Source organism: Alteribacter salitolerans, assembly GCF_016901055.1.
GTDB classification, from domain to species: Bacteria; Bacillota; Bacilli; order Bacillales; family Salisediminibacteriaceae; genus Alteribacter; species Alteribacter keqinensis.
In genome coordinates this window covers 1-23,438 of sequence record NZ_JAFEUX010000017.1, presented here as the reverse complement: position 1 = coordinate 23,438, position 23,438 = coordinate 1, and the positions used below count along the sequence as shown (strand labels likewise).

Below are 23,438 nucleotides of genomic sequence, written 5' to 3'. Positions count from 1 at the left end.
TGGTGGCAAAAAACAAGCCTATGTTATGTAGAACAGTCCCCATATCAGTACCCTTCATCTGATGATATGAAACTCGGGTTTACACGGACTGCATTTTTTTCTTTTAATGCGATGACTGTGTTAAAGATCTTTGTTGACTTATTAAATTTCAGACTGTTCGTCTCTTAATGACTCTTCTTTTACTAACGTATAAAGGGTCGCCGCTTCATCTTTTCTCGTTGATTCTTCAAGCCTGTCTACTGTTACTGTTACAATTTTCTGGCCGAAGCGGATCGAAATTTCATCCCCTACTTTAACATTCGCACCAGCTTTCACAGTTTGACCGTTGACGGTAATCCGTCCTTGTTCCGCAACTTCTTTTGCCATTGTTCTTCTTTTGATCAGTCTTGAAACTTTTAAATATTTATCGATTCTCATGGCTGCTGCCACTCTCCTCACCCTTCAATATTTGTATGTGCTGCTGTTAAACAGATCCATTATAACCCCTGTTCTTTTGCTCTGTCCCAAAGGGCATCCAGCTCCTCCAGGGTATGCTTTTCCCAGGCAGTCCCTGACTCCTGCAGGGTTTTTTCTATAAAGCTGAATCTGCGGACGAATTTTTCGTTAGTCATACGCAGCGCTTCCTCCGGTTCGATCTTATAATAGCGTGCGATATTCACAATAGTAAACAGAACATCTCCAAACTCTTCAGCTGCTGCTTTTTTGTCTTCCTTCAATAATTCCTGCTCCCATTCAGCCAGCTCTTCCCGGAGCTTTTCGTGCATTGGTTGTGCATCGCCCCAGTCAAAACCAACCTTCGCTGCTTTCTTCTGCACCTTGTATGCCCGAAGAAGACTTGGAAGTGATTTCGGTATACTGTCAAGAAGACCTTCAGACATTCCTTTTTCTTCTTTTTCAGCCTGTTTGATTTTCTCCCACTGCGTCACGACAGCTTCAGGATCATCTGCTTCTGCAGTCTCGAACACATGAGGGTGGCGGCGGATCATTTTTTCCGTAATTGATGTTATCACATCAGAAACCGTGAAATAGCCGCTGTCCTCCCCGATCTGTGCATGGAGCATGACTTGAAGAAGAACATCTCCAAGCTCTTCAGCAAGATGATCCTCATTTTGTTCATCGATCGCTTCAAGAACTTCATACAATTCTTCCAGGAGGTAAGGCTTCAGAGACTCGTGGGTTTGCTTTCGATCCCAGGGACATCCATCCGGACCGCGAAGGGTAGCAATGACACTGCGCAGTTTCCCAAATTCATGGGTAAGCAACGCTTCATCTTTTACCGGCGGTACGTATACTGCAGTCAGGTTGTTCAAAGACGTTACACGGTCAAGCTCGTAAAGGGGAACTTCTGTCAACACTTCCTCCAAGCTTCCCGCTGCTGTTACTACCGTTACAGGGTAATCATCAGGAAGAACGTCCATTAATGTAAGTTTAACTTCAGATGCAATAAAGGCATCATACACCTGGCAGATAACGATGTGGTGGCGCAGCTGCAGCTCATCCTGCTTTAAGGCCGTGCCGTCCACTAACTGAAACCCTTCAATCGGATCAACCTTAAGAGAAGCAAATACCGGATCAAGAAAACTTTGTCCGCCTTCAACGGTTACAGTCACACCGTGAGCAGATGCACCGTTAAGGAGTCGCTGAACGGTTTCTTCCGCCACTAAAGGGTGACCCGGTACAGCATAGACGATATCTTCATCCTTTGCTTTCTCAAAGAGTACCCTTGTAATTTCCCTGTAAACATCAGAGAATTGGTCTTTTGCTTCATATATATGATCAAAACTTTCCGGATTCAGCCCTTCTTCCTTAAGTTCGCGCAGAACCGGATGCTCTTTTGTGCGTACATATAATGAAGAAACTCGTTTTAACTTTTTGTAAATACCAACAGGTAATTGGTTGAGATCCCCGGCACCGAGGCCTAATACGGTTATTGTGCGGGCCATTGTCAGTCAGCTCCTTTTTTCCGTTCCAATTTTGAAATGATTGAAGATAATTTGGGAATGTCCTTCCACTCTTCATTCCTGAATAGGTTTAACTTCACAGCGGCGATAAGGAAGGCAGTCCCACCAATCACCGATGAAGACAATGCAGTGAAAGCAAATCCTGTTCGCGTATCAACGCCCTCGAGCCAGACAAACTGCCAGGCCGCAGCCGTCGTAATCAGGAGGGCCGCCGCTAAAACCCAGCCTTTTGTTACTGTTTTTTTCTCTATGCGAAGTAATCCTGCTTTTGTTAAATAAACAAGTACAATTATTGCAACTGCAAGGTAGCTGATGAGGGCAGCTGCAGCCGCTCCGGTAATATCAAGAAAAGGAACAAGAATAACATTCAGTACCCCTTTAACTATCATTCCTGTGAATACAGCGATCAGTAAAATACGTCCTTTTCCTACGCCGTGGAGGACGGCAGCGGCCGTAAGAAAAACAGAAGCTGGAAAAACGGTCATGCTGAGAATCTGCAATGCCAGCTCCCCTTCTCTGTCTGTGAAAAGCATAGGATTCAAGGACGGCATGATCACTGCAAGTCCTGCAGCAGATGCCCCTCCAAAGATTGTCCCTATTTTTAATGAACGGACAGCATAAAGGCGCATCTTCATTTCATCGTTGTAGTAAGCAGCTTTTGCCACCAGAGGAACAAGGCTGAGAGAAAACGATGTTGTGATGACCGTTCCCATTTGAACCATCGGCCACCCTCTGTCATATATCCCCTTTAATACAGGAATCATTTCTCCATCAATTCCTCCATGTCCCAGCAGGCGGACCATCGTTAATGCGTCGATCAACTGCATCAGAACCAGTGACATAGCGCTGATACAGACAAAAAAACCGCCTGCAGCAATCGCTTTCGTATGTTTCCTCCATTGTACAACGGCCCTCTTATTACTCAAGCCTCTTTTCTCTGACATGGCTGTGAGTACAAAAAGCGCGGCCACTGCACCAAAAAAGGAACCGAGTGCGGCGGCGACACCCGCTTCATAAGGTCCGTAATGCTGCATTGCCCAGGTGGAGAGAAGCAGAATAGCAGCCACCCTGACACTCTGTTCGACAACCTGGGATACGGCTGAAGGAGTCATCCACTGCATTCCCTGGTAGTAACCTCTTAAAACAGAAACAAAAGGCATGATGAGAAAGGGTGCCGCCATTGCTCTGAGAGGCCACGCCAGCTGATCATCTCCAATCCATCCCGCAAGAGCTGGTGCACTGGAGTAGAGAAGCAAGCCAAGAACCAAATTTATACAAGCCACCACAGTCAAAGAAACAATAAGCAGCCCTTTGACACCTTCTGCTCCTCTTTTCTCCCATTCATCTGCAACGAGCTTCGAAATAATGACAGGAAAACCATATGTAGCCAGGACTAAGGCTATTCCATAAAACGGGTATACTTGCTGGTAGACATAAAAACCAACGTCTCCTGTAATGTTTTGATAAGGGACTTTATATACTGCGCTCAATATTTTTACAATTACAGCAGCAAGGGACAGATATAAAGCGCCCTTAAGAAATGACTGTCTGTTTTGTTTACCGGCGTTTTCTTTTTGTTTCCTGTCTGCTGTCTGATCCATCTTCTGCACACCCGTTCACACTTGCGGGGCTTAGATACCCCTGACTTTTATTTGATTATTATAGCATATTTCCCGGGACATACACGCCGGCAGTACATCGTCAGGGACTGCACAGACGTGCAGGGCAGGTATTTTAAGGACAGACAAAAGAGAGCTACCTTGTTTTGATAGCTCTCTTCCCCTTCAATGATTATGAAGTATTATTGTTCCATTTGACGAGCGAGGAACCCTGCTGCTGTTTCTGCAAGTTTCTTCTCTACATCTCCCATCTGGGCGCTCTCCTTTGCGAGAAGTACCACTGCACCAATCGGATCTCCGCTGGCAATAATCGGGGCAATAACATACCCGCTCAAATTGTCCTTTGCTTCTCCTGCGATGTTGTACTCGCCCGCACTCGTTTCAATCAGGGTTTTACGGTCATTCATTGCTGATTCAACAAGGTCGCCAATGCTTTTATTTGCATAGTCTTTTTTAGAACCGCCTGCCACTGCGATATACGTATCACGATCAGCGATGAGTACAGGATGACTCAGGCTGTCGTAAAGTGCTTCCGCATATTCTTTTGCGAAATCCCCCAGTTCGGAGATCGGAGAGTATTTCTTTAAGATTACTTCCCCGTCACGGTCAACGAAGATCTCAAGAGGGTCTCCTTCACGAATTCTCAGTGTGCGTCTAATTTCCTTCGGGATGACGACCCGGCCTAAATCATCAATGCGACGAACAATTCCAGTTGCCTTCATACATGCGTTGCCTCACTTTCCTTGATGTAATCACGTAGATGTTGTGCAAGCAATGTTTCTTTGCCAGCTTAAGCTTGTACTTATTATCCAACTAATAAAAAGAACTATTCACCAATTGTAGAATAAATTTGCGTATCTGCCTGCTTTCATTGGAAAACATATTCCATTTATCGTTGCAAAGCGTTTATTTAGGGATATAATGGTAAATTCGCGTCCGTGCAGATCCATTTATCGGGAATTAGACAATTTTTTCAAAAAGAGGGCTAATCATAAGGTGGCACTTATGATTAGCCCTGCTTATTTACCCTACCGGCTCTTTACGGACTTCATCAAGCTGTGATAACGCTTTTTCAAGAGCATTCAGGTATTCATCGTCTTTTAATGTTTTTCTCTTAATGTGAATCGTAATGGAATTGCCTGTCATAGACAGGTTCATCTTCCGGGAGATCTGATTGACGAGGCTGAAAAGCTTCGACCCGTCGATCCCCTTCGTTGCTTCAGGTGACAGGATCACCTTACATTCGTTGTTCTTTTCCACAATGGACTGTACTTGCTCCTGATAGGAGTGTACTTTAATTTTTGCCACTTGAAACAGGAATTTTACCTCTTTAGGATAATCACCGAACCGGTCTATCATTTCATTTTGAAGATCAAGGATATCCCGCTGTGTTTCAAGCTCTTTAAAGCGTTTATACATATCAATCTTTTGCTTGGAATCAGGAATATAGGATTCCGGTATATAGGCATCCACCTTAACATCCACTTCAAGTTCAGGCTTTGCTTTTTTCTTCGTTTCTTCCCTGCCGCCGCTTTTAACCGCGTCTTTGCGCTCGTCGATGGCTTCTTTGAGCATCTGGGAATAAAGATCAAACCCGACAGACGCAATAAATCCGTGCTGCTCTGCCCCAAGAAGGTTACCTGCCCCGCGTATGGACAAGTCACGCATGGCAATTTTAAATCCGCTGCCAAGTTCCGTGAACTCTTTAATCGACTGCAGACGTTTTTCCGCAACTTCCGTTAACACCTTATCCCGCTGGTGGGTGAAGTACGCATACGCTACCCGGTTGGAACGGCCTACGCGGCCACGGAGCTGATACAACTGGGACAAACCCATACGGTCGGCGTCATAAATGAGAAGGGTGTTTACATTAGGAATATCCACCCCGGTTTCAATAATGGTCGTAGTCACAAGGACGTCTGCGTTTCCTTCAAGGAAATCAAGCATCACGTTTTCAAGTTCTGTCTCAGTCATTCGCCCGTGGGCAAAGCGGACGGAGGCATCAGGAACAAGGGTAGCGATCTTATCCGACATCGTTTCGATATCCTCTACACGGTTATAGAGGAAGAATACCTGGCCTCCCCTGGCCAGTTCTCTTTCAATCGCTTCCCGGGTAAGAGCCTCGTTGTACTCCACCACATAAGTCTGAACTGGAAACCGGTTCTCCGGTGGCGTTTCAATAACAGAGAGATCACGGACCCCGAGCATGGACATGTGAAGCGTCCGCGGGATCGGTGTTGCTGTTAACGTGAGTACGTCGACATTTGCCTTCAGCTGTTTTATCTTTTCTTTATGGGTCACGCCAAACCGTTGTTCTTCATCTACCACAAGGAGACCGAGGTTTTTAAACTCCATGTCCTTCGATAAAAGGCGGTGGGTTCCGACTACAATATCCATCGATCCTTTTTTTAGACCTTCGACCGTTACCTTTTGTTCTTTCTTTGAGCGGAAGCGGTTCATGAGACCGATATTAATCGGGAAATCCTGAAAACGTTCGCGAATGGTTTCGTAATGCTGCTGGGCAAGGATGGTCGTCGGTACAAGAAAGGCTACCTGTTTTCCATCCATAATTGCTTTGAAAGCGGCGCGAAGAGCAACTTCGGTCTTTCCATAACCAACATCCCCGCATAAAAGGCGGTCCATCGGCCGGTCCCGTTCCATATCTTTTTTGATTTCCTCGATAGCTGAAAGCTGATCTTCTGTTTCCTGATATGGGAAAGAGTTTTCAAATTCACGCTGTTCAAGACTGTCTTCTGAGAATGCAAACCCTTTACTGGACTCCCGTTCCGCATAAAGCTTGATCAGATCGTCTGCAATATCTTCAACAGAGGAACGGACTTTCTTTTTGACTTTTTTCCAGTCGCTTCCGCCGAGAGCATAAAGCTTCGGTTCTTTGTCCTCTGAACCCACGTATTTCTGTACCTGATCAATCTGGTCTACCGGCACATAGAGCTTGTCATCGCCTGCGTAGGTGATGTGCATATAATCTTTATGAATCCCGCCGATATCCAGTGTTTCGATCCCCAGGTACTTTCCGATTCCATGATTGATATGAACGACCCAGTCGCCGACCTTCAGTTCAGAGTAGCTTTTTATCCGCTCTGCGTTAGAAAGTTTCTGACGGCTTCGTTTTGGACGGCGAGATTTCTTCGTGAAAACTTCTTCCTCTGTAATGATGATGATCCGCTGCATCGGAAGCTCAAAACCGGATGTTATCTGGCCTGTTGTAATGAGAGCTTCTCCCGGTGCAGGACGGTTTTCACCGGCCATGATACCCGCTTCGATGTCATAGTCTGAAAGGACCTGCTTCATCCGTTCTGCACGGTCCTTGTCTCCTGCTACAAACAAAATGCGGGCTTCCGCCTCTTTCCAGCGCTGAACTTCTGTCTTAAGCAGATGCAGCTGACCGTGGAAGTTCTGCATGGACTTGGCCTGGAAGTTAACGATATTCTTCGGGGCCGTTGAAGGTACATGGCGTAAAAACAAACTCATGTACACTCTTGGCACTACCGTTTTTTCCATCAGTTCGCTCCAGGGCTTTGAGATGACAAGATCTGAGACAGTGGCTCCCTGGCTCAGCATCGTTGTCTGCCATTCAGCCTCTTCCTTGTCAAGATTCTGAGCCATTTCCTGTACGCGGCTGATTTCATCAATAAACACTGCTCCGTCTTCGGGGAGGTAATCGAGAAGTGTCGTCTTCTTGTCATAATAAAAAGCCATGTACTTGTACATCGAATCAAATGGTGTTTGTTGTTTCAGCCATCCGATTTCTTCACCGACTTTTTCCGAAGTCAGCTCCTTGGTTTTAGCGTCTTTCATCTTTGTCAGTGTTTTTGAAAGAGCCGCTGCAAGACGGGAAGCGCCGTTTGCAAAATGTTCATCATCTACGAGCACTTCTTTTGCCGGGCCGATCCAAACGTGCTGAGTCTGATTCAATGAGCGTTGTGTTTCCACGTCAAAATGCCGAATCGAGTCTACCTCTGTATCAAAGAGTTCAATTCGGATTGGGTGTTCTTCAGTTAATGGATAAATATCGATAATTCCTCCGCGCACGCTGAATTCTCCAGGTGAAGAAACCATGTCTGTGCGTGTGAAACCCATGGAAACAAAGCGGGCGAGAACACTTTCAAGATCCAGGTCTTCCCCTACCTTCACCTCTGCCTGACAGCGCGCCCACACTTCTTTTGGAGGTAACAGGCGCCTCAGGCCGGCCATAGGCGTAATGACAATACCAGCCTTGTTATTTGTCCAGTGATTAAGCGCTTCAATCCGCTGTCCTCTCATTTCAGGAGAAGCAACGGCAATCTCAGAAGCAATTAATTCATTTACAGGGTACAAGAAGATATTCTCATCATTTACTAGAGATGTGAGATCATCGTACAGCTTTTGTGCCTGATACAGATTGTGGGTCACAATAAGCTGCGAACCCTTTGTTTTTTGATAGATTGAAGCCAGTAAAAGAGAGCGTGACGAGCCCGTAAGCCCTGCTACCATCTGTTCTGACAAGCTCGCCTCTATTCCGTCCGTTACGCTTGCTACGTCATCTCCCTGGCCAAATAATTCTATTAAACCTTTCAAGGTGATTTCCCCCCTTGTAATATCCGGGTACTTGCTATTCTAGCAGTCATCCAGTCTTTATCTTAAAGCAGAAAAACGCTTTGGCTTAAGCTGCCAAAGCTTGGAGCCACCGGTATACGGAGGCTGGCCGTTTTATCCCTTATTGGAGAAAGGATTCATACTGGTGGTAATCGGGATGATCCGACAACGTCTTTTCGCAATCTTCACAGATCGTATCCACGTGGATATCTCCACGGTTATCATAACGTATCATATTCTCCCGTTCCTCTTCGTCCAGCATATGAAACCCTAATGTTTTTTCATCCGCCGTCCATTCACTGATGGTTCCCAGCTTAGTACCGCAATGGCGGCATTGATAATGAATAGCCATCATGTATCCTCCTCACAAAACTATGCAGCAACTCCCTGTAATAGTATGAACGGAGAAAATACGGGCTATTCATTTCAACTGCACTTCGGGTATGGTTACTTATTAAATTCGTTCATAACCTGATTAAATGGCTCTTTTGTCCAGGCACCACAGGCGTCTGTTGCTTTCTCTACAGCTTCATCAATCAGTTTCCGGTCATCCGGAGAAAAACGCCCAAGAACATGATCTGTAACGGCCTGTCCGTGATCAGGCCTGCCTACTCCAATCCGGATTCTTTTAAACTGATCCGTACCGAGGTGCTGTATGAGTGATTTAATGCCATTGTGTCCGCCAGCTCCGCCTTTTTGTCTGAGTCTGATTTTTCCCGGGGCAAGATCCAGGTCATCATAAACAACAAGAATATCTTCCGGGGTCATTTTATAAAAATTCATGAGAGGAGCAACAGACTCTCCCGATAAGTTCATATAGGTGAGTGGCTTCAATAAGAAAATCTTCTCTGTTCCCATTCCGGCAGAACCGTAAATGCCTTTGTGTTTACTCTGGGTAAGATCAATGTTAAGTTTTTCCTGACACCGGTCAATGACTTCAAATCCTACATTATGCCGTGTTCCGTCATATTTTGTGCCGGGGTTTCCAAGACCGACGATAAGTTTCATAGCTGTGACCTCACTTTCTTCTTCACTGCTTTTGCTGAACCACTTTTTTAAAAACATAAAAGCCTCCTTTGTTCCGGGTTATGTATGGACGTTCAGGTTTTACTTCATGCTTTGATGAACACAGTTAAAGCAGGCTCTGTTAAAGGAAGACATTGATTTCCGCTCCTTTGCGCTCCCTTTCCGGGGCACCGGTGAGCCTCCTACTCCCGCTGGAGTGTCGCGCATTCGCTGCAATCAACGACTTTTAAATCAGCATACTTTTAACCAATCGTAAAAAACCAAGCCTATTTATAAGGTGTTGTTTTGCGAAAACACAACTCTAAAACGGTGACATAAATTTCAAAGTTTGACTTTTTGGTTAACCTCCTCCACAACGGCAGGAGTTTCGGGCATTTCAACTGCGTCTTCTTTTTTTACAAAAAACAATTTTTAAGAATACCACTTCTTCATTCAAGGCGAAAAGAGGCATAACCACGTTGGTTATACCTCAGTTCCGCTGATCGTTTATTAAGACTCGTTGTTTTCGCTCTTTTCTTCGTTACCTTCTCCGTCGCCTTCTTCAGCATCCACAAGTTCAGGCTCCGCACCTTCTTCTGCTGCTGGTTCTTCAGGCTCCTCAGTTGGAGGTAATACGGATACAACGACCTCTTCAGGATCATTGTTAAATTCGAATTCTCCGACACCTTTAATGTCTTTAACCTGGATGGAATCGTTAATATCCAAGTCTGAAACATCAAGATTGATGGAGTCCGGAAGGTTGGCCGGAAGAGCTCTTACGGAAAGCTCGTATGCAGCCAGCTGCACGACGCCGCCTTCTTTCGCTCCTTTAGCTTCACCTGTAAGGTTTACCGGGATATCAGCATCAAGTTCACTCTTCATATCTACTGCGTAGAAATCCAGGTGGATGAACTCGTTTTTAATACGGTCAACCTGCATGTCATAAATCATAACATCATATTTTTTTCCGTCTTTATCAAGCTTGAATACGCCGGTTTTACCTACTTCACGGTAAGTTTTGATGAATTCAATTTCATCTACTGTGACAGGAGTTGTATCTAGTGTTTTACCGTATAATACGGCTGGAATGCCTCCTGATTGACGAATCTTATTGAGTCTTGAACCTCGTAAATCCTTTCGGTCTACTGCTTGCAATACTGTTGCCATGTCTAGTCACCTCATCCTTTTCGTATAATACTGTTTTACCCTACTATGAATGATTTGAAACCATACTTTGACTTGATCGCTGTTCTTTCTCAGCTGCTTCGTCGCCCGATAGGCTCTGTTAAAGTCAGATGTTGATTTACGCTTTAATCAACGCTTTTAACAGCTTAATCAAAAAGCTTACTTACAGAACGCTGCTCGTGGACGTGAATGATCGCCTTAGCTAACAATTCCCCAACAGACAGCATTGTAACCTTCCCTGTTTTCTTTTCTTCAGGGAGGTTGATTGTGTTTGTTACAACAAGCTCTTTGATTTTTGAGTTTTCAATGCGCTCCATGGCGGGACCAGAGAGTACAGGGTGTGTACAACAAGCGTACACCTCTTTTGCTCCCGATTCAACCAATGCGTTTGCCGCAAGACTCATCGTTCCTGCAGTATCAATAATATCATCGATGATAATGGCAGTCTTTCCTTCAACATTACCGACAATGTTCATGACTTCTGCTACGTTTGGCTTCGGACGGCGCTTATCAATAATCGCAATCGGCGCTTTCAGTCGGTCTGCCATCTTACGGGCGCGGATAACGCCACCGTGGTCAGGAGAAACGATAACCACATCGTCAAAGTTCTTTCCTTCAAAGTAATCAGCAAGAATTGGTACACCAACAAGCTGATCGACAGGGATATCAAAGAATCCTTGGATTTGCGTAGCGTGTAGATCAAGGGCGATCACGCGCGTTGCACCTGCTGTTTCAAGGAGGTTGGCTACAAGTTTCGCTGTGATAGGTTCACGTGAGCGTGCCTTTCTGTCCTGACGGGCGTATCCGTAATACGGCATAACTACATTGATCGTTTTTGCAGACGCCCGCTTTAGAGCATCGATCATAATAAGAAGTTCCATGATATGCTCGTTTGCCGGAGAAGATGTAGACTGAATCACGTAAGTATCACAGCCACGAATACTTTCTTCTATGTTGATTTGAATCTCACCGTCGCTGAAGCGGGAAACCGAACTCTTCCCCATTTCAATTCCGATATGATTTGTAATTTCGTGAGCGAGTTCCGGGTTTGAGTTTAACGTAAATACTTTAAGCTTTCCATCAACGTACTGAGACATGATAGCACTTACCTCCATAATGTTTAAAAATTTTTGAGTAGGGTTATTTATCTTTCTTTACGTAGTTTTCTTTGTTCGTCTGACGTTCGCGGGCAATAGCCAGCGCTTCACCCGGTACATCCTCCGTTATGGTAGACCCTGCTGCAACGTAAGCCCCCTGGCCTACAGTTACTGGTGCAATGAGGTTTGAGTTGCAGCCGATAAATGCTCCGTCCTCAATTTTCGTAAGGTACTTATTCTTACCGTCATAATTCACAGTAATCGATCCGCACCCTACATTCACACCATCACCGATCTCAGCATCGCCAAGATAACTCAGGTGAGACGCTTTGCTTCCTTGTCCCATCTTTGTTTTCTTAATCTCAACAAAGTTGCCGACCCTGACATTATCAGAGATGTCTGACTCAGGACGGATGTGCGAGAATGGTCCGATCGCAACGCTTTTTCCGACCTCACTGTCATGAACAACCGATTGCTTCACGGTTGTTTCGTTTCCAATCCGGCTGTTTTTAACTTCCGAGTGAGGACCAATGACACACTGCTCTCCAACTACAGTGCTGCCTTCAAGAACAACACCGGGATATAGAAGTGTGTCTTTTCCGATTTCCACGTCTGAGTGAATGTACGTGTTTGACGGATCGATCATTCCGACTCCGGCTTTCATGTGTTTTTCGTTAATTCGTGTTTGCATGACCTGCTCTGCCCGTGACAAAGCAACACGGTCATTTACACCCATCGTTTCATCAAAATCAGGTGTCTGATAAGCTGCAATCAGCTCCCCTTGCTTTTGAAGAATCTCGATTACATCCGGCAGGTAATACTCCCCTTGGACGTTGTCATTATTTACATGGGTAAGTGCTTCGAACAGCGCTTCGTTATCAAAGCAGTACGTTCCTGTATTAATTTCCTTTACACTTCGCTCTTCAGTATTTGCATCTTTATGTTCAACGATTCGTTTGACAGCATCATCTGCGTCTCTCAGTACACGCCCATACCCAGAAGGATCTTCTGCAATGGCTGTAAGCACAGTTGCTTTAGCCCCTTGCTCTTCGTGGTATTGAAGTAAAGCATTAATGGTATCCTGAGTGAGCAGCGGTGTGTCCCCGCACAAAACAACGGTAGTTCCTTTTTCACCCGCAAGTAAAGACTCGGCTTGCATAACAGCGTGACCCGTTCCGAGCTGCTCTTCCTGAAGGACATACTCAGCATCAGCGCCAAGCCGTTCTTTTACAAGTTCAGCTCCATGGCCAATAACAGCAATTGTCTTTTCAACCTCACAGCCCTTAAGCTGGTCAACCACGTGCTGAACCATCGATTTCCCGCATACAGGGTGCAGCACTTTGTACAAATCGGACTTCATTCGTGTTCCTTTACCTGCGGCTAAAATAACCGCGAACCGTTTACTCATAAAATACCTCCAGGGTGCGTTTTTCCACTAATGAATATATCTTAAAACTAGCGATATTTCAAGGAAGCTTACTAGATTACCGGGTTTTCCATGATCTTCTATGTACCTGATATCGAATACCTCGCACTTAAGGTGAAATCAAATTGCAGCAGAATTAATTCCATCATAAAATTACAGCGCTTCTTCCCTGCGTGATTTCCTTATGACAGAATTAATAGGATTTTCGGTAGAATTTTTCGCTTTTGCGACAGAATTATTTTCATTATCGATTGAATTATACCCGGTTTTGATCGAATTACAGCGCTTCTTCCTCTGACAGTAAGACTTTGATACAAAAACAGCCTGCAGAAAGCGTACAAAAATAACCCGGTCTCCTGAGTGACCGGGTTATATCCGCTGCAATAATTTTAAGAAGCACCTGCTTCTTCGTATTCTACTTCTTCCTCTCCAGCGCGTTCGTACTCTGCAAGAACAGCTGACTGGATTTTCTCTCTTGTACGAGAGGAAATCGGGTGCGCGATGTCTCTAAACTCACCATCTGGAGTACGCTTGCTCGGCATTGCTACAAACATGCCATTATTTCCGTCGATTACGCGAATGTCATGCACGACAAATTCATCATCGATGGTAATAGATGCGATAGCGAGCATACGACCTTCCGTGTTTACACGGCGCAGTCTCACATCTGTTACTTCCATATCTGCCACCACCTTTTCCGTATAATAAATTCTTGATTAACAAATTCAACGTTTGTTGGAAAATTCCTTCTATTTTTCCTAATTAAATTTGAAAAAATGTAATCGTTTTAATTTTCCGCCTCTAAAACCTTTGGCTTGCATCGTTTTTACTATAAATTAACCCCGGCAAATGCCTTTTGGCAGCCGGGGTTGCATATCATAGTCATCGACTTAAGGAGAAGCTATAGGATTACTTATTATCAACGAATGTAAACCGAAAAGGTGCTGCTTAAATAACCACACCGCCGTCAACACTTAAAATTTCACCGGTAATAAACCTTGCTTCATCAGAAGCCAGGAACAAATAAGCGCAGGCAATGTCCTCGGGCTTGGCAAGATCTTTAAGTACGGACTTTTCTTTCATCATTTCAAGAACCTTTTCAGGCATTTTTTCTGTCATTGGTGTGAGGACAAATCCAGGTGCAACCGCATTTACCCTTATATTGAAACGTCCCAGTTCCTTGGCCCACGTCTTGGTCATCCCGTTTACACCCCATTTGGTGGCTGCGTAGTTTGTCTGTCCGAAATTGCCGTATGTGCCGACAACAGAAGAAGCGTTAAGGATAACCCCGCCCTCCTGCTCTTTCATTACAGCAGCTGCTGCCTGGGCTGCGTTAAACACTCCTTTTAAGTTTACATCGATCACCCGGTCCCACTGGGACTCTTCCATTTTCAGAAGCTGCGCATCGGCTGTAATGCCTGCATTGTTGACGAGAATGTCAACACGGCCCCAGGAATCTTTTGTCTTATTAATCATTTCCTGCACGGCTTCCCGGTCCGTGACATTGACTGCTTCCGCAACAGCAGTCCCACCGGCTTTCTCAATTTCCTTTACAACTTCAGAGATATCCTCTTCATTGAGATCTGCTACAACGATCCGGGCTCCTTCTCTTGCAAATATAAGAGCTGTTTCTTTCCCGATTCCCCGGCCCGCTCCTGTAATAATGGCTGTTTTATTTTCAAGTCTCATCATGATCTCTCCTCATTTTTTACTTGTGTATTTAACTTAAAGCAATCCCACGATAGATACGAGAATCGCAACAAAAACAGATATGACCGGAATAACAACACCGACGACGAAAATGTCTTTATACGATTCCTTGTGACTCAGTCCCGTAATGGCAAGAAGCGTCAGAACCGCCCCGTTATGAGGCAGGGCATCCAGCCCCCCAGATGCAATGGAGGCGACACGGTGGAAGGCTTCAGGCGGAATGCCTGTTGCCATACTGATCTCGTAATACTGCTCTCCGAGAGCTTCAAGGGCAATCCCCATCCCCCCTGATGCAGAGCCCGTGGCCCCTGCCAGAACGTTGATTGCTGCTGCCTGGGAAATCAGTGGATTACCAGGAACACTCAACACAAGCTCCGTCATACGTTCAAAGCCCGGAACAGCCCGTACGACCGCACCAAAACCAACTGCCGCACTTGTATTAATAATGGCAATAACAGAGCCGCTCGCTCCTCCATTAATCGCCTTAGTGAAATTCTTGAACTTCGTAATGTTTAACAGCATAATCGTTAAAATACCGATAATAAGAGCAATAACAATATCCAGCCCAAACACGTTTAATGTTCCGACTACGATTACAAGAGGGAGAAACGATAATAAAACGTTCGGGATTTTCCCGTCTTCCTCTTCCTCAACAACCTTCTTATCTTTCGGCTCTGTATAGGTTTCCCCTGCAGCTGTGAGCTTCTGTTCACGCCAGCGGAGGTACAGATAGCCGCCTACTGCCATTACGATGGCAGCAGATATCCCCATAACCGGAGCCGCCATGGCCGTCGTTCCATAGTACGTTGTAGGAATCAGGTTCTGAATCTGCGGTGTACCCGGCAGTGCTGTCATTGTAAAGGTAAAGGCGCCAAGGGCTACTGTTGCCGGGATCAGACGTCTTGTAATGTTCGCCTCCCTGAACAGCGCAAGAGCAAGAGGATAGACAGCGAATACAACAACGAACAAGCTCACACCACCGTATGTAAGAACAGCGGCAGACACGAGAACACCGAGGATGGCTCTCTGAGTCCCAATCACTTTCGTTAACGCAATGGCAACGGACTTGGCCATTCCGGTATCTTCCATCAACTTCCCGAAAATGGCCCCGAGCATAAATACCGGAAACCACGTCTTGGCAAAGTCAACAAACCCCTGCATGTACGTATCGGTATAGGCATCCAGGAGATCAAGCCCTCCTGTTAAAGCCACTACCCCTGCTGCAATAGGAGCCACCCAGATAATTGACCAGCCCCGATAGGCTAAAAACATCAGTAATGCTAAACCTAGTAAAATACCAAACATTGCTTTTCCCCTCCCTGTTATCGTTTATTTTTTACACTTCGCTTAACGTTTTTTTCGGTGTACAAAGAGTACCGAGTCCCATCTTTTCATTATGAAAAATACTCATATCCATCGGTTTCAGTTCTTCGGAAATAACCGGCTCAAAATCCATCTGATTCAGGATGTCCTTTTCAAGGTCAACACCCGGTGCGATTTCTTTTAATACAAGCCCGTCGGGACCTAGTTCAAAAACTGCCCGCTCCGTGATATACATAACCGGCCGCTGTGTTTCAAACGCGTAAGGCCCGCTGAAGGTAACCTGCTCAACATTACGGACGAATTTTTTAATCTTTCCTTCCTGCAGAATCGACAGTTTTCCGTCTTCGATGGAGACGTTAAGTCCTCCGGCTGTAAACGTACCGCAAAAAACAACTTTTTTGGCATTCTGGGTAATGTTGATAAACCCTCCTGCTCCTGTTACTTTTGTGCCGAATTTACTTACGTTGACGTTTCCTTCCTGGTCAAGCTGGGCCAGTCCGAGAAAAGCAAGATCCAGACCGCCTCCATCATAAAAGTCAAACTGATAAGGCTGGTCCACAATGGCATCAGGGTTGGTGGAAGCTCCAAAGCTCAGGCCTCCTGCAGGGATCCCCCCGATCGGTCCTGATTCCACAGTAAGACGCATGTTATGAATGACCCCTTCCTCACTGGCAACCGACGCTACTCCCTCAGGTACACCGATTCCAAGGTTTGTAATCGCATTTGGAATCAGTTCCATAGCTGAGCGTCTGGCAATGACTTTACGTTCGGACAAAGGAAGAGGCTTTAATTTATCCAGTGAGACTCTCACTTCTCCTGAATAGGTTGGGTTATAAGCTTCCGCAAACGTCTGCATATGGTTCTCCTGCTTCGCTTCCACCACTGCGTCCACGAGAATCCCGGGTACCTTCACCATGCGGGGATCAAGGGTTCCGTTTTCCACCACTTTTTCCACCTGCATAAGGACAATTCCCCCTGAATTTTTTGCAGCCTGGGCCATTGATAAAATCTCAAGGCTAGCTACCTCTTTTTCCATGGTAGCGTTTCCAAACTCATCCGCGTAGGTAGCACGGATGATTGCGACATGAACAGGGAACGTCCGGTAAAACAAATACTCCCGGTCCCTTACAGTCATAAGTTCAACCAAGTCCTCACTTGTGCACTCATTAATTTTCCCTCCGCCGTTTCTCGGATCTACAAATGTTCTGAGCCCGACATGGGAAAGTGTTCCCGGCTTTCCGGCTGCAATGTCACGGAAGAGGTGAGTAATAACCCCCTGGGGAAGGTTATACGCTTCGACTTTGTTTTCAATAGCAAGCTTTTGAAGTTTTGGTGCAAGCCCCCAGTGACCGCCGATGACTCTTTTTACAAGCCCCTCATGACCAAGGTGGTTAAGCCCCCGGTCTTTGCCGTCACCCTGTCCCGCAGCATAGACGAGAGATAAATCTCTTGGTGCTCCTTCTTCAAGAAAACGCTCTTCCAGTGCCTGGGTAAGCTCTTCAGGGTGCCCGTTTCCGACAAATCCCCCCGTGGCAATCATGGAACCGCTTTCTATTTTCTTTACGGCTTCTTTAGCTGTCATCACTTTACTCATGTGCATGGCCTCCTGCTCATTTTGGTTGTGCCCAAATAATATGCAAGATCAGTGCCAGCTTTTTTAAACAAAAAAGCCACAAAACGTTCACAAAATGACAAAAAACCAACGCAATTGTAAATAATTCCGAACATTTGTTTAAGCGCTTTCATTTTTAGTGTTCGTTTTTCTTTACAATAATGAACCGTTTTTATGTTTATGTTCGTTTTACATTACACTTTTGCTGATGAAATGGTTATTTCGGTCTTATTCCGACAAAAAAATTTATCTTTTTTATGTATTCCTTGTTTACAGGTACTTCTAACGTCAATATTTTAATCAGGAGAACCAATTTTGCACAAAAAAAGCGCCTCATCAGGTATACTGTCACCTGATGAGACGCTCTCGTTACTTCATTCTGGCTATTTTTTCATACAGTGCTGTTCTGCTTACACCGAGAAGTTTGGCTGCCTGCGATTTGTTTCCTTCTGTATAGCGAAGTGCATGTAATATCGCCTGTTTTTCCGCCTCCCGCATTTGTTCGCTGAGAGGCTCAGGCTTTTCCTTTACTTTTACGCCGGTAAGTTTATCAGGCAGGTGTACAGAGGTGATCGTCTGATAGGAATCAACCACATTCACCGTCCGCTCGATCACGTTTTCAAGCTCCCTGGTGTTACCCGGCCAGTTGTATTTGACGAGGGTATCCATCGCCGTGCGGTCTATATATTTCACTTCCTTGCCAAGCTTTAACGAGAGCTTTTTCAGGAAATAGGGGACAAGCTGTTCAATGTCTTCCGGCCGCTTCCTTAAAGGAGGGATGTGAATGGAAAATACATTTAACCGGTAAAACAAGTCAAGGCGGAAATCCCCTTCTCCGATCATTTTTTCGAGGTTGCGGTTAGTGGCAGCAATGACACGGATATCCACTGGTTTTGCCGAAGTAGCACCGACCTTCTCTACCTCCCGCTCCTGTAATACCCGGAGGAGCTTTACCTGCATATGAATCGGCAGCTCACCAATCTCATCAAGAAAGATCGTACCTCCGTCAGCAGCTTCGAACTTCCCTTTCTTTCCCCCGCGCTTTGCCCCTGTAAACGACCCTTCGATGTAACCGAACAATTCACTTTCGATCAGATCATTCGGTATCGCAGCACAGTTCACTTTTACAAACGGACCCGGCGAACGTGGACTGGCATTATGAATCGCATGGGCAAAAAGCTCTTTCCCCGTCCCGCTTTCTCCTAGGAGTAAGACACTGGACTCCGTTTCAGATGCCTTTAACGCCAGCTCTTTTGCTTTCGTCCATTCACAGCTCGTTCCGATGAGCTGATCAAACTGATACTTCGCCCGGTTTGTTTCGTTCCAGTCTCCCCGGTAGTTCGCGAGCTCCTTTTCGAGCTTTTCCATCCGCTTTTTCAACGCTTTAAATCCGCCGAGGTTTTTGAACAGTACCTTCCCAACTGCTCCCTCAAGCTTGCCGTCCTTAAAGATCGGCAGCCTGGTGGCCACCATGTAATCCCCTTTAATCGGCTGTATGTCCGCGATTTCCGGTTTTCCTGTTTCAGCCACAATATGCATGCGGGTATGTTCGATCACATCGGTCACGTGCCGCCCGATGATGTCTTGTTCATCCATTTCCAGAAAAGAAGCATATTCCTTACTGATCATTGTAATGACTCCGTGCCTGTCCACCATAATGATGCCGTCGTAGGCAAGCTCGAGGATGGTTTCCATCTGCTCTGCTTTTTCTTTCCAACCCTCTTCTTCTCCATTCGTAAAAGAAGGGGCCGTTTCTTTGAACCAAAGAGCAATAAACGTTTTTTTACCGGCTGTAATCGTTTGCTTTTTCACACGCATCTTCTTATCTTTTATATAAAAAGAATAAGTCTCTTCTGATAATTGATCAGATAATACATCTGTGATCTTGTTTTTATCCAGCACATCCGTGATCCGGTCTCCGGAATGAATAGAGAGGAGCTTTTCGGCCTGCCTGTTGGAGAAGATCACCTTGTGGCCGTCCCCGATTACGACAACTCCTTCCTCTTCGCCGTTCAGGAGAGCTTCAAGAATATCCCTCGTCTGTTTTGCGTCTTTTTCCACCGCCGCAAACCATTCTTCAGGATATAAAATCCCTGTTAGATTTCGCGATTCATTTACAACCGGTATCGTTGCCGGATTCCACTTAAATGACGGAAGGGGCAGGTCACCTTCCAGAACAGCAGATACCTGCCTTTCCATCATCTCTTCTACTTTCGTCTGAGGTGAGAGCCCTTTCATCATTGCTGTCATAAGCGTATCACCAGACAAGCTTCCTACCACACGGCCTGCATCATCAACTACAGGGGCATCGTAATTTTTCATGTGATACATCTTCGCCGCTGCTTCCTGCATGCTTTCATCTGTGTATAAAATAACAGGGGGTTTTTTCATTGCTGCTTTTGCCGGTACGCCCTCGTTCATGCTCCCACCTCCTCAGTCCGTCAAAATCAGTATAGCAAAAAAACGGGTTCTTTGGCCCTGCTTTATGTTAACGGCTTACAATCAGAGAGGTCCCCTGGCCACCGCCAATACAAAGAGTCGCAAGTCCGCGTTTGGCATCACGGCGTTTCATTTCATAGAGCAGGGTCACAAGTATCCGCGTTCCTGAAGCTCCAATTGGATGCCCCAGAGCAATCGCGCCTCCGTTCACGTTCACTTTTTTCCGGTTCATTTTCAAGTCTTTTGTCACCGATAGTGACTGTGCAGCGAAGGCTTCATTCGCTTCAATAAGGTCCATATCGTCTATTGAAAGGCCCCCCCGTTTTAGCGCCTTCTCTGTAGCCGGAACGGGACCGTATCCCATAATATCCGGATCCAGCGCTGCATTGCCGTAGGATGTGATGGTGGCAAGGGGTTCAATACCGAGCTCGTCTGCCTTATCTTTTGACATCACAATCACCATTGCAGCCCCATCGTTAATACCGGACGCATTCCCTGCAGTCACTGTTCCGTCTTTTTTAAAGGCCGGACGGAGCTTTGCGAGCTTCTCCAGCGTCATTCCGTGCTTTGGAAATTCATCGTCTTTGACGATCAGGGCTTCTTTTTTACGCTGGGGGATTTCTACAGGTACGATTTCTTCATCAAACCGCCCCTCTTTTTGAGCTGCTTCCGCCCTTTGCTGGCTCGTTAGTGCATACTCATCCTGGTCTTCACGGGACAGCTCCCAGCGCTCAGCAATATTTTCTGCTGTCATTCCCATGTGAATATCCTTAAATGCATCGGTGAGCCCGTCACGAAGCATCGTGTCAATCATTCTGCCGTCACCCATGCGCTGTCCCCACCTTGCATTTTGCAATACATAAGGGGCATTACTCATGCTCTCCGTTCCTCCGGCTAAAATAACGTCTGCATCCCCAAGTGCAATAAATTGGGCTGCCATACTGACCGTTCTCAGTCCCGAACCGCAAAGCTTGTTTATCGTTGCAGCCGGCGTCGTATCCTTGAGTCCTGCGTGCAGGGAGATCTGGCGTGCAACATTCTGCCCAAGTCCCGCTGAAAGGACATTCCCGATCAGTACATCATCAATAATTGAAGGATCGATACCTGCTCTTTCGATGGCACCTTCAGCAGCAATGGTTCCAAGCTCCACAGCTGACTTATCTTTCAGTCCTCCTGCAAAATTGCCGATCGGGGTCCGTGCAGCACTTACAATAACAACGTCTCTCATATTAGATTCCTCCTGTAGATTAAAAGTGAAGTTTCACCCTGTATCTAATGCAAGTTTTGTGCCAGAAAAACAACAAAGACCGCTCCTCATTTTAAAGGAACGGTCTTTGTTTTGCCGGTCAGAAAATGTTTCCGATTTCAGCTTTAATTGTTTTTTCTTTTGCATTCACCTGAGAAATCTTCGTTAATGACACATAGTCATCCACGAGGGGCTCCTCATCATGAATCGCTTCGGTCAGGACACCGATCCCCGCCACCGTTGACTGGAATTCGCTCACAAGCTCCATCATTCCCCGGATCGTTCCCCCTGCCTTCATGAAGTCGTCAATGATCAGCACGTTGGACTGGGGCTTTAAGCTTCGTCTTGCCAAAGACATTGTCTGGATCCGCTTTTTAGAACCTGAAACATAATTGATGCTCACAATGGAACCTTCTGTAATTCTGTGTTCATGGCGCACGATACTCACCGGTACATTGAGCTGTGCAGCTACTGCATAGGCAAGAGGGATGCCTTTTGTAGCCATTGTCATGACGGCATCAACCTCCCCGTCACGATAGCGGGAGGCGAAAATACGTCCGATTGACTGAACCAGAGACGGATCTCCGATAATATCCATCATGTATAAATAGCCGCCGGGAAGAATCCTTTCCGGATCCTCCAGCCGTTCGCACAGGCCGTTAAGAAAGGTCGTTGCTTCCGATTTATCCACCCTCGGAATAAACGTAACTCCTCCCGTAGCTCCTGCAGCCGTTTCCAGAGTGCCAATCTGTTTAGCTTCAAACATCTCTTTTACAATTGACAAATCTTCACTGATGGACGATTTAGCCGCATGGTAACGCTCAGAAAAATAAGTAAGAGGCACCTGCCGGTGGGGATTATCCATTAAATAATGGGTCATATCCACCAGCCGCCCGCTTCTGCGAAATTTCATCGTTAACCTCCGTGTAAAACCCGAATATTTATAGTTAATATATCATTATTGTACGGATTTTACAAACGTATCTGATTATTCGTGACGGGACCCCAACAGACGCACAACAAAAACCTGATCCACAAACCCTTTCAGTCCATTATAGATCCGGTCTGCCCGGGACTGATTTTGAACAAGGGCATAAATCGTCGGCCCGCTCCCGCTCATCAGTACACCGTTGGCGCCAAATCCCTTGACCCGCTTCTTCAAGTTGAGTACTTCGGGATTCAAAGAAAACGTCGCTTCTTCCATGGCATTTCCAAGCTCTTTGCAAATACGGTTAAAATCCTTTTCTTTGATCGCCTCAACCATGCTGGCTGTATCCGGATGTTTCAGTGAATCCACTTTTAACTTTCCATATATATCCTTGGTTGATACACCCATCGGCGGTTTAACAAGGACCACCCAGCACGGCGGCGGCGCAGGGATGTGTTCAAGCTTTTCGCCTCTCCCCCTTGCAATGGCTGTACCACCGTAAACACAGAAAGGAACATCGGAACCAATTTCAGCTCCAAGTTCCGCGAGCTCATCGAGACTGAGACCGAGATTCCATAAATCATTCAGGCCTCTTAACGTCGCAGCCGCATCTGTGCTTCCCCCCGCAAGCCCCGCTGAAACCGGGATGTTTTTTTCAATATAAATATGTACACCTTCCTGAACGTTAAATCGTGTTTTCAGAAGTTTTGCAGCTTTGTAGGCAAGGTTTTGTTCATTGCTCGGAACAAATCCCTTATCCACATCAATGGTCATCGTTCCTTCCGGTAAAACAGTTAAGTGTATACGATCGGCCAGATCCACAGTTGTCATGACCATTTCAACTTCATGGTAACCGTCGTTACGTTTTCTCAATACATCAAGTGTCAAATTAATTTTCGCTGGTGCTTTCACAATTCGATGCACGTCATCCACCTACTTTTTCTGGCATTTTCCCGAACGTTGTCGCTTTCGCTATTTTACCATTACTCGGGTAGGTGAACCAGTTTTGCCGGAAAAATGGCGTAATTATTTCCTTTGTCAAAGGCTCTGTTAAACTCAGGTGGTGATTTCTGCTCATTGCGCTCCAATCAACACTTTTTTAATAACGAGACTTTGACTTTTTCAGTGGACGCACTGCGGGGTCTTGCCTGGCCCCCACTACCGCAGGAGCATTCCTGTTAGTAGGTGAAGTGGCCTCTTGCACAAAAAAAGGTCCTCCGTTATGATGCAGGTTGCGAACCCAATACACCAAGAGGAGGACCTTTTGATGCATCATAATCGAAATTACAAA

At 45.9% G+C, this 23,438-nt stretch carries 18 protein-coding genes; all 18 read right to left on the bottom strand.

Translation table 11 applies throughout. From position 1 onward, the window contains the following. Positions 1-141: 141 nt before the first annotated feature. Positions 142-417, bottom strand: a complete 276-nt coding sequence (locus JSY36_RS19665) for an RNA-binding S4 domain-containing protein (protein ID WP_122901962.1) — start codon at positions 415-417, stop codon at positions 142-144. A gap of 59 nt (positions 418-476) precedes the next feature. Beyond that, positions 477-1,943 (bottom strand): bifunctional methyltransferase/pyrophosphohydrolase YabN, encoded by a 1,467-nt coding sequence (gene yabN, locus JSY36_RS19660; protein ID WP_205167672.1) that lies wholly within the window; start codon positions 1,941-1,943, stop codon positions 477-479. 2 nt (positions 1,944-1,945) lie between these two features. Continuing rightward, a complete protein-coding gene (locus JSY36_RS19655; RefSeq protein WP_205167671.1) occupies positions 1,946-3,562 on the bottom strand; it encodes a putative polysaccharide biosynthesis protein in 1,617 nt (538 codons plus the stop codon). 200 nt (positions 3,563-3,762) lie between these two features. Beyond that, complete coding sequence (spoVT, locus tag JSY36_RS19650) at positions 3,763-4,302, bottom strand: stage V sporulation protein T (RefSeq protein WP_205167670.1); 540 nt, start codon at positions 4,300-4,302, stop codon at positions 3,763-3,765. Between the two features lie 301 nt (positions 4,303-4,603). Further along, the gene (gene mfd / locus JSY36_RS19645; RefSeq protein ID WP_236785208.1) at positions 4,604-8,158 is read right to left on the bottom strand and encodes a transcription-repair coupling factor; all 3,555 of its coding nucleotides are present in this window, start codon (positions 8,156-8,158) and stop codon (positions 4,604-4,606) included. Between the two features lie 139 nt (positions 8,159-8,297). Beyond that, positions 8,298-8,528, bottom strand: coding sequence for an anti-sigma-F factor Fin (locus JSY36_RS19640; RefSeq protein WP_122901971.1), 231 nt, complete (start codon positions 8,526-8,528; stop codon positions 8,298-8,300). Positions 8,529-8,623: 95 nt separating this feature from the next. Further along, positions 8,624-9,184 (bottom strand): aminoacyl-tRNA hydrolase, encoded by a 561-nt coding sequence (pth, locus tag JSY36_RS19635; RefSeq protein WP_122902030.1) that lies wholly within the window; start codon positions 9,182-9,184, stop codon positions 8,624-8,626. Between the two features lie 507 nt (positions 9,185-9,691). After that, on the bottom strand, positions 9,692-10,348 hold the full coding sequence (locus JSY36_RS19630; RefSeq protein WP_205167669.1) for a 50S ribosomal protein L25/general stress protein Ctc: 657 nt from the start codon (positions 10,346-10,348) through the stop codon (positions 9,692-9,694). A 164-nt stretch (positions 10,349-10,512) separates the two neighbouring features. Beyond that, positions 10,513-11,466, bottom strand: coding sequence for a ribose-phosphate diphosphokinase (locus JSY36_RS19625; RefSeq protein ID WP_122902032.1), 954 nt, complete (start codon positions 11,464-11,466; stop codon positions 10,513-10,515). 40 nt (positions 11,467-11,506) lie between these two features. Continuing rightward, complete coding sequence (glmU, locus tag JSY36_RS19620) at positions 11,507-12,871, bottom strand: bifunctional UDP-N-acetylglucosamine diphosphorylase/glucosamine-1-phosphate N-acetyltransferase GlmU (protein ID WP_205167668.1); 1,365 nt, start codon at positions 12,869-12,871, stop codon at positions 11,507-11,509. A 407-nt stretch (positions 12,872-13,278) separates the two neighbouring features. Then, a complete protein-coding gene (gene spoVG, locus JSY36_RS19615; protein WP_122901977.1) occupies positions 13,279-13,569 on the bottom strand; it encodes a septation regulator SpoVG in 291 nt (96 codons plus the stop codon). Between the two features lie 268 nt (positions 13,570-13,837). Beyond that, a complete protein-coding gene (gene fabG, locus JSY36_RS19610) occupies positions 13,838-14,578 on the bottom strand; it encodes a 3-oxoacyl-[acyl-carrier-protein] reductase (protein ID WP_205167688.1) in 741 nt (246 codons plus the stop codon). Between the two features lie 36 nt (positions 14,579-14,614). After that, positions 14,615-15,904, bottom strand: coding sequence for a GntP family permease (locus tag JSY36_RS19605; RefSeq protein WP_122901981.1), 1,290 nt, complete (start codon positions 15,902-15,904; stop codon positions 14,615-14,617). Between the two features lie 31 nt (positions 15,905-15,935). After that, the gene (locus JSY36_RS19600) at positions 15,936-17,516 is read right to left on the bottom strand and encodes an acyl CoA:acetate/3-ketoacid CoA transferase (RefSeq protein WP_272873339.1); all 1,581 of its coding nucleotides are present in this window, start codon (positions 17,514-17,516) and stop codon (positions 15,936-15,938) included. Positions 17,517-17,903: 387 nt separating this feature from the next. Next, complete coding sequence (locus JSY36_RS19595; RefSeq protein ID WP_205167666.1) at positions 17,904-19,955, bottom strand: sigma-54-dependent Fis family transcriptional regulator; 2,052 nt, start codon at positions 19,953-19,955, stop codon at positions 17,904-17,906. 67 nt (positions 19,956-20,022) lie between these two features. Next, positions 20,023-21,201, bottom strand: coding sequence for an acetyl-CoA C-acetyltransferase (locus JSY36_RS19590; protein WP_205167665.1), 1,179 nt, complete (start codon positions 21,199-21,201; stop codon positions 20,023-20,025). A 118-nt stretch (positions 21,202-21,319) separates the two neighbouring features. Then, positions 21,320-22,132, bottom strand: coding sequence for a pur operon repressor (purR, locus tag JSY36_RS19585; RefSeq protein ID WP_205167664.1), 813 nt, complete (start codon positions 22,130-22,132; stop codon positions 21,320-21,322). Positions 22,133-22,207: 75 nt separating this feature from the next. Beyond that, on the bottom strand, positions 22,208-23,071 hold the full coding sequence (gene ispE / locus JSY36_RS19580) for a 4-(cytidine 5'-diphospho)-2-C-methyl-D-erythritol kinase (RefSeq protein WP_205167663.1): 864 nt from the start codon (positions 23,069-23,071) through the stop codon (positions 22,208-22,210). Positions 23,072-23,438: the final 367 nt, after the last annotated feature.

Bases quoted from the DNA above. Each gene is read 5' to 3' on its own strand.
- JSY36_RS19665 (WP_122901962.1), bottom strand. From the start codon at position 417: ATGAGAATCGATAAATATTTAAAAGTTTCAAGACTGATCAAAAGAAGA.
- yabN (WP_205167672.1), bottom strand. From the start codon at position 1,943: ATGGCCCGCACAATAACCGTATTAGGCCTCGGTGCCGGGGATCTCAAC.
- JSY36_RS19655 (WP_205167671.1), bottom strand. From the start codon at position 3,562: ATGGATCAGACAGCAGACAGGAAACAAAAAGAAAACGCCGGTAAACAA.
- spoVT (WP_205167670.1), bottom strand. From the start codon at position 4,302: ATGAAGGCAACTGGAATTGTTCGTCGCATTGATGATTTAGGCCGGGTC.
- JSY36_RS19640 (WP_122901971.1), bottom strand. From the start codon at position 8,528: ATGGCTATTCATTATCAATGCCGCCATTGCGGTACTAAGCTGGGAACC.
- pth (WP_122902030.1), bottom strand. From the start codon at position 9,184: ATGAAACTTATCGTCGGTCTTGGAAACCCCGGCACAAAATATGACGGA.
- JSY36_RS19630 (WP_205167669.1), bottom strand. From the start codon at position 10,348: ATGGCAACAGTATTGCAAGCAGTAGACCGAAAGGATTTACGAGGTTCA.
- glmU (WP_205167668.1), bottom strand. From the start codon at position 12,871: ATGAGTAAACGGTTCGCGGTTATTTTAGCCGCAGGTAAAGGAACACGA.
- spoVG (WP_122901977.1), bottom strand. From the start codon at position 13,569: ATGGAAGTAACAGATGTGAGACTGCGCCGTGTAAACACGGAAGGTCGT.
- fabG (WP_205167688.1), bottom strand. From the start codon at position 14,578: ATGAGACTTGAAAATAAAACAGCCATTATTACAGGAGCGGGCCGGGGA.
- JSY36_RS19605 (WP_122901981.1), bottom strand. From the start codon at position 15,904: ATGTTTGGTATTTTACTAGGTTTAGCATTACTGATGTTTTTAGCCTAT.
- JSY36_RS19600 (WP_272873339.1), bottom strand. From the start codon at position 17,516: ATGAGTAAAGTGATGACAGCTAAAGAAGCCGTAAAGAAAATAGAAAGC.
- JSY36_RS19595 (WP_205167666.1), bottom strand. From the start codon at position 19,955: ATGAACGAGGGCGTACCGGCAAAAGCAGCAATGAAAAAACCCCCTGTT.
- JSY36_RS19590 (WP_205167665.1), bottom strand. From the start codon at position 21,201: ATGAGAGACGTTGTTATTGTAAGTGCTGCACGGACCCCGATCGGCAAT.
- purR (WP_205167664.1), bottom strand. From the start codon at position 22,132: ATGAAATTTCGCAGAAGCGGGCGGCTGGTGGATATGACCCATTATTTA.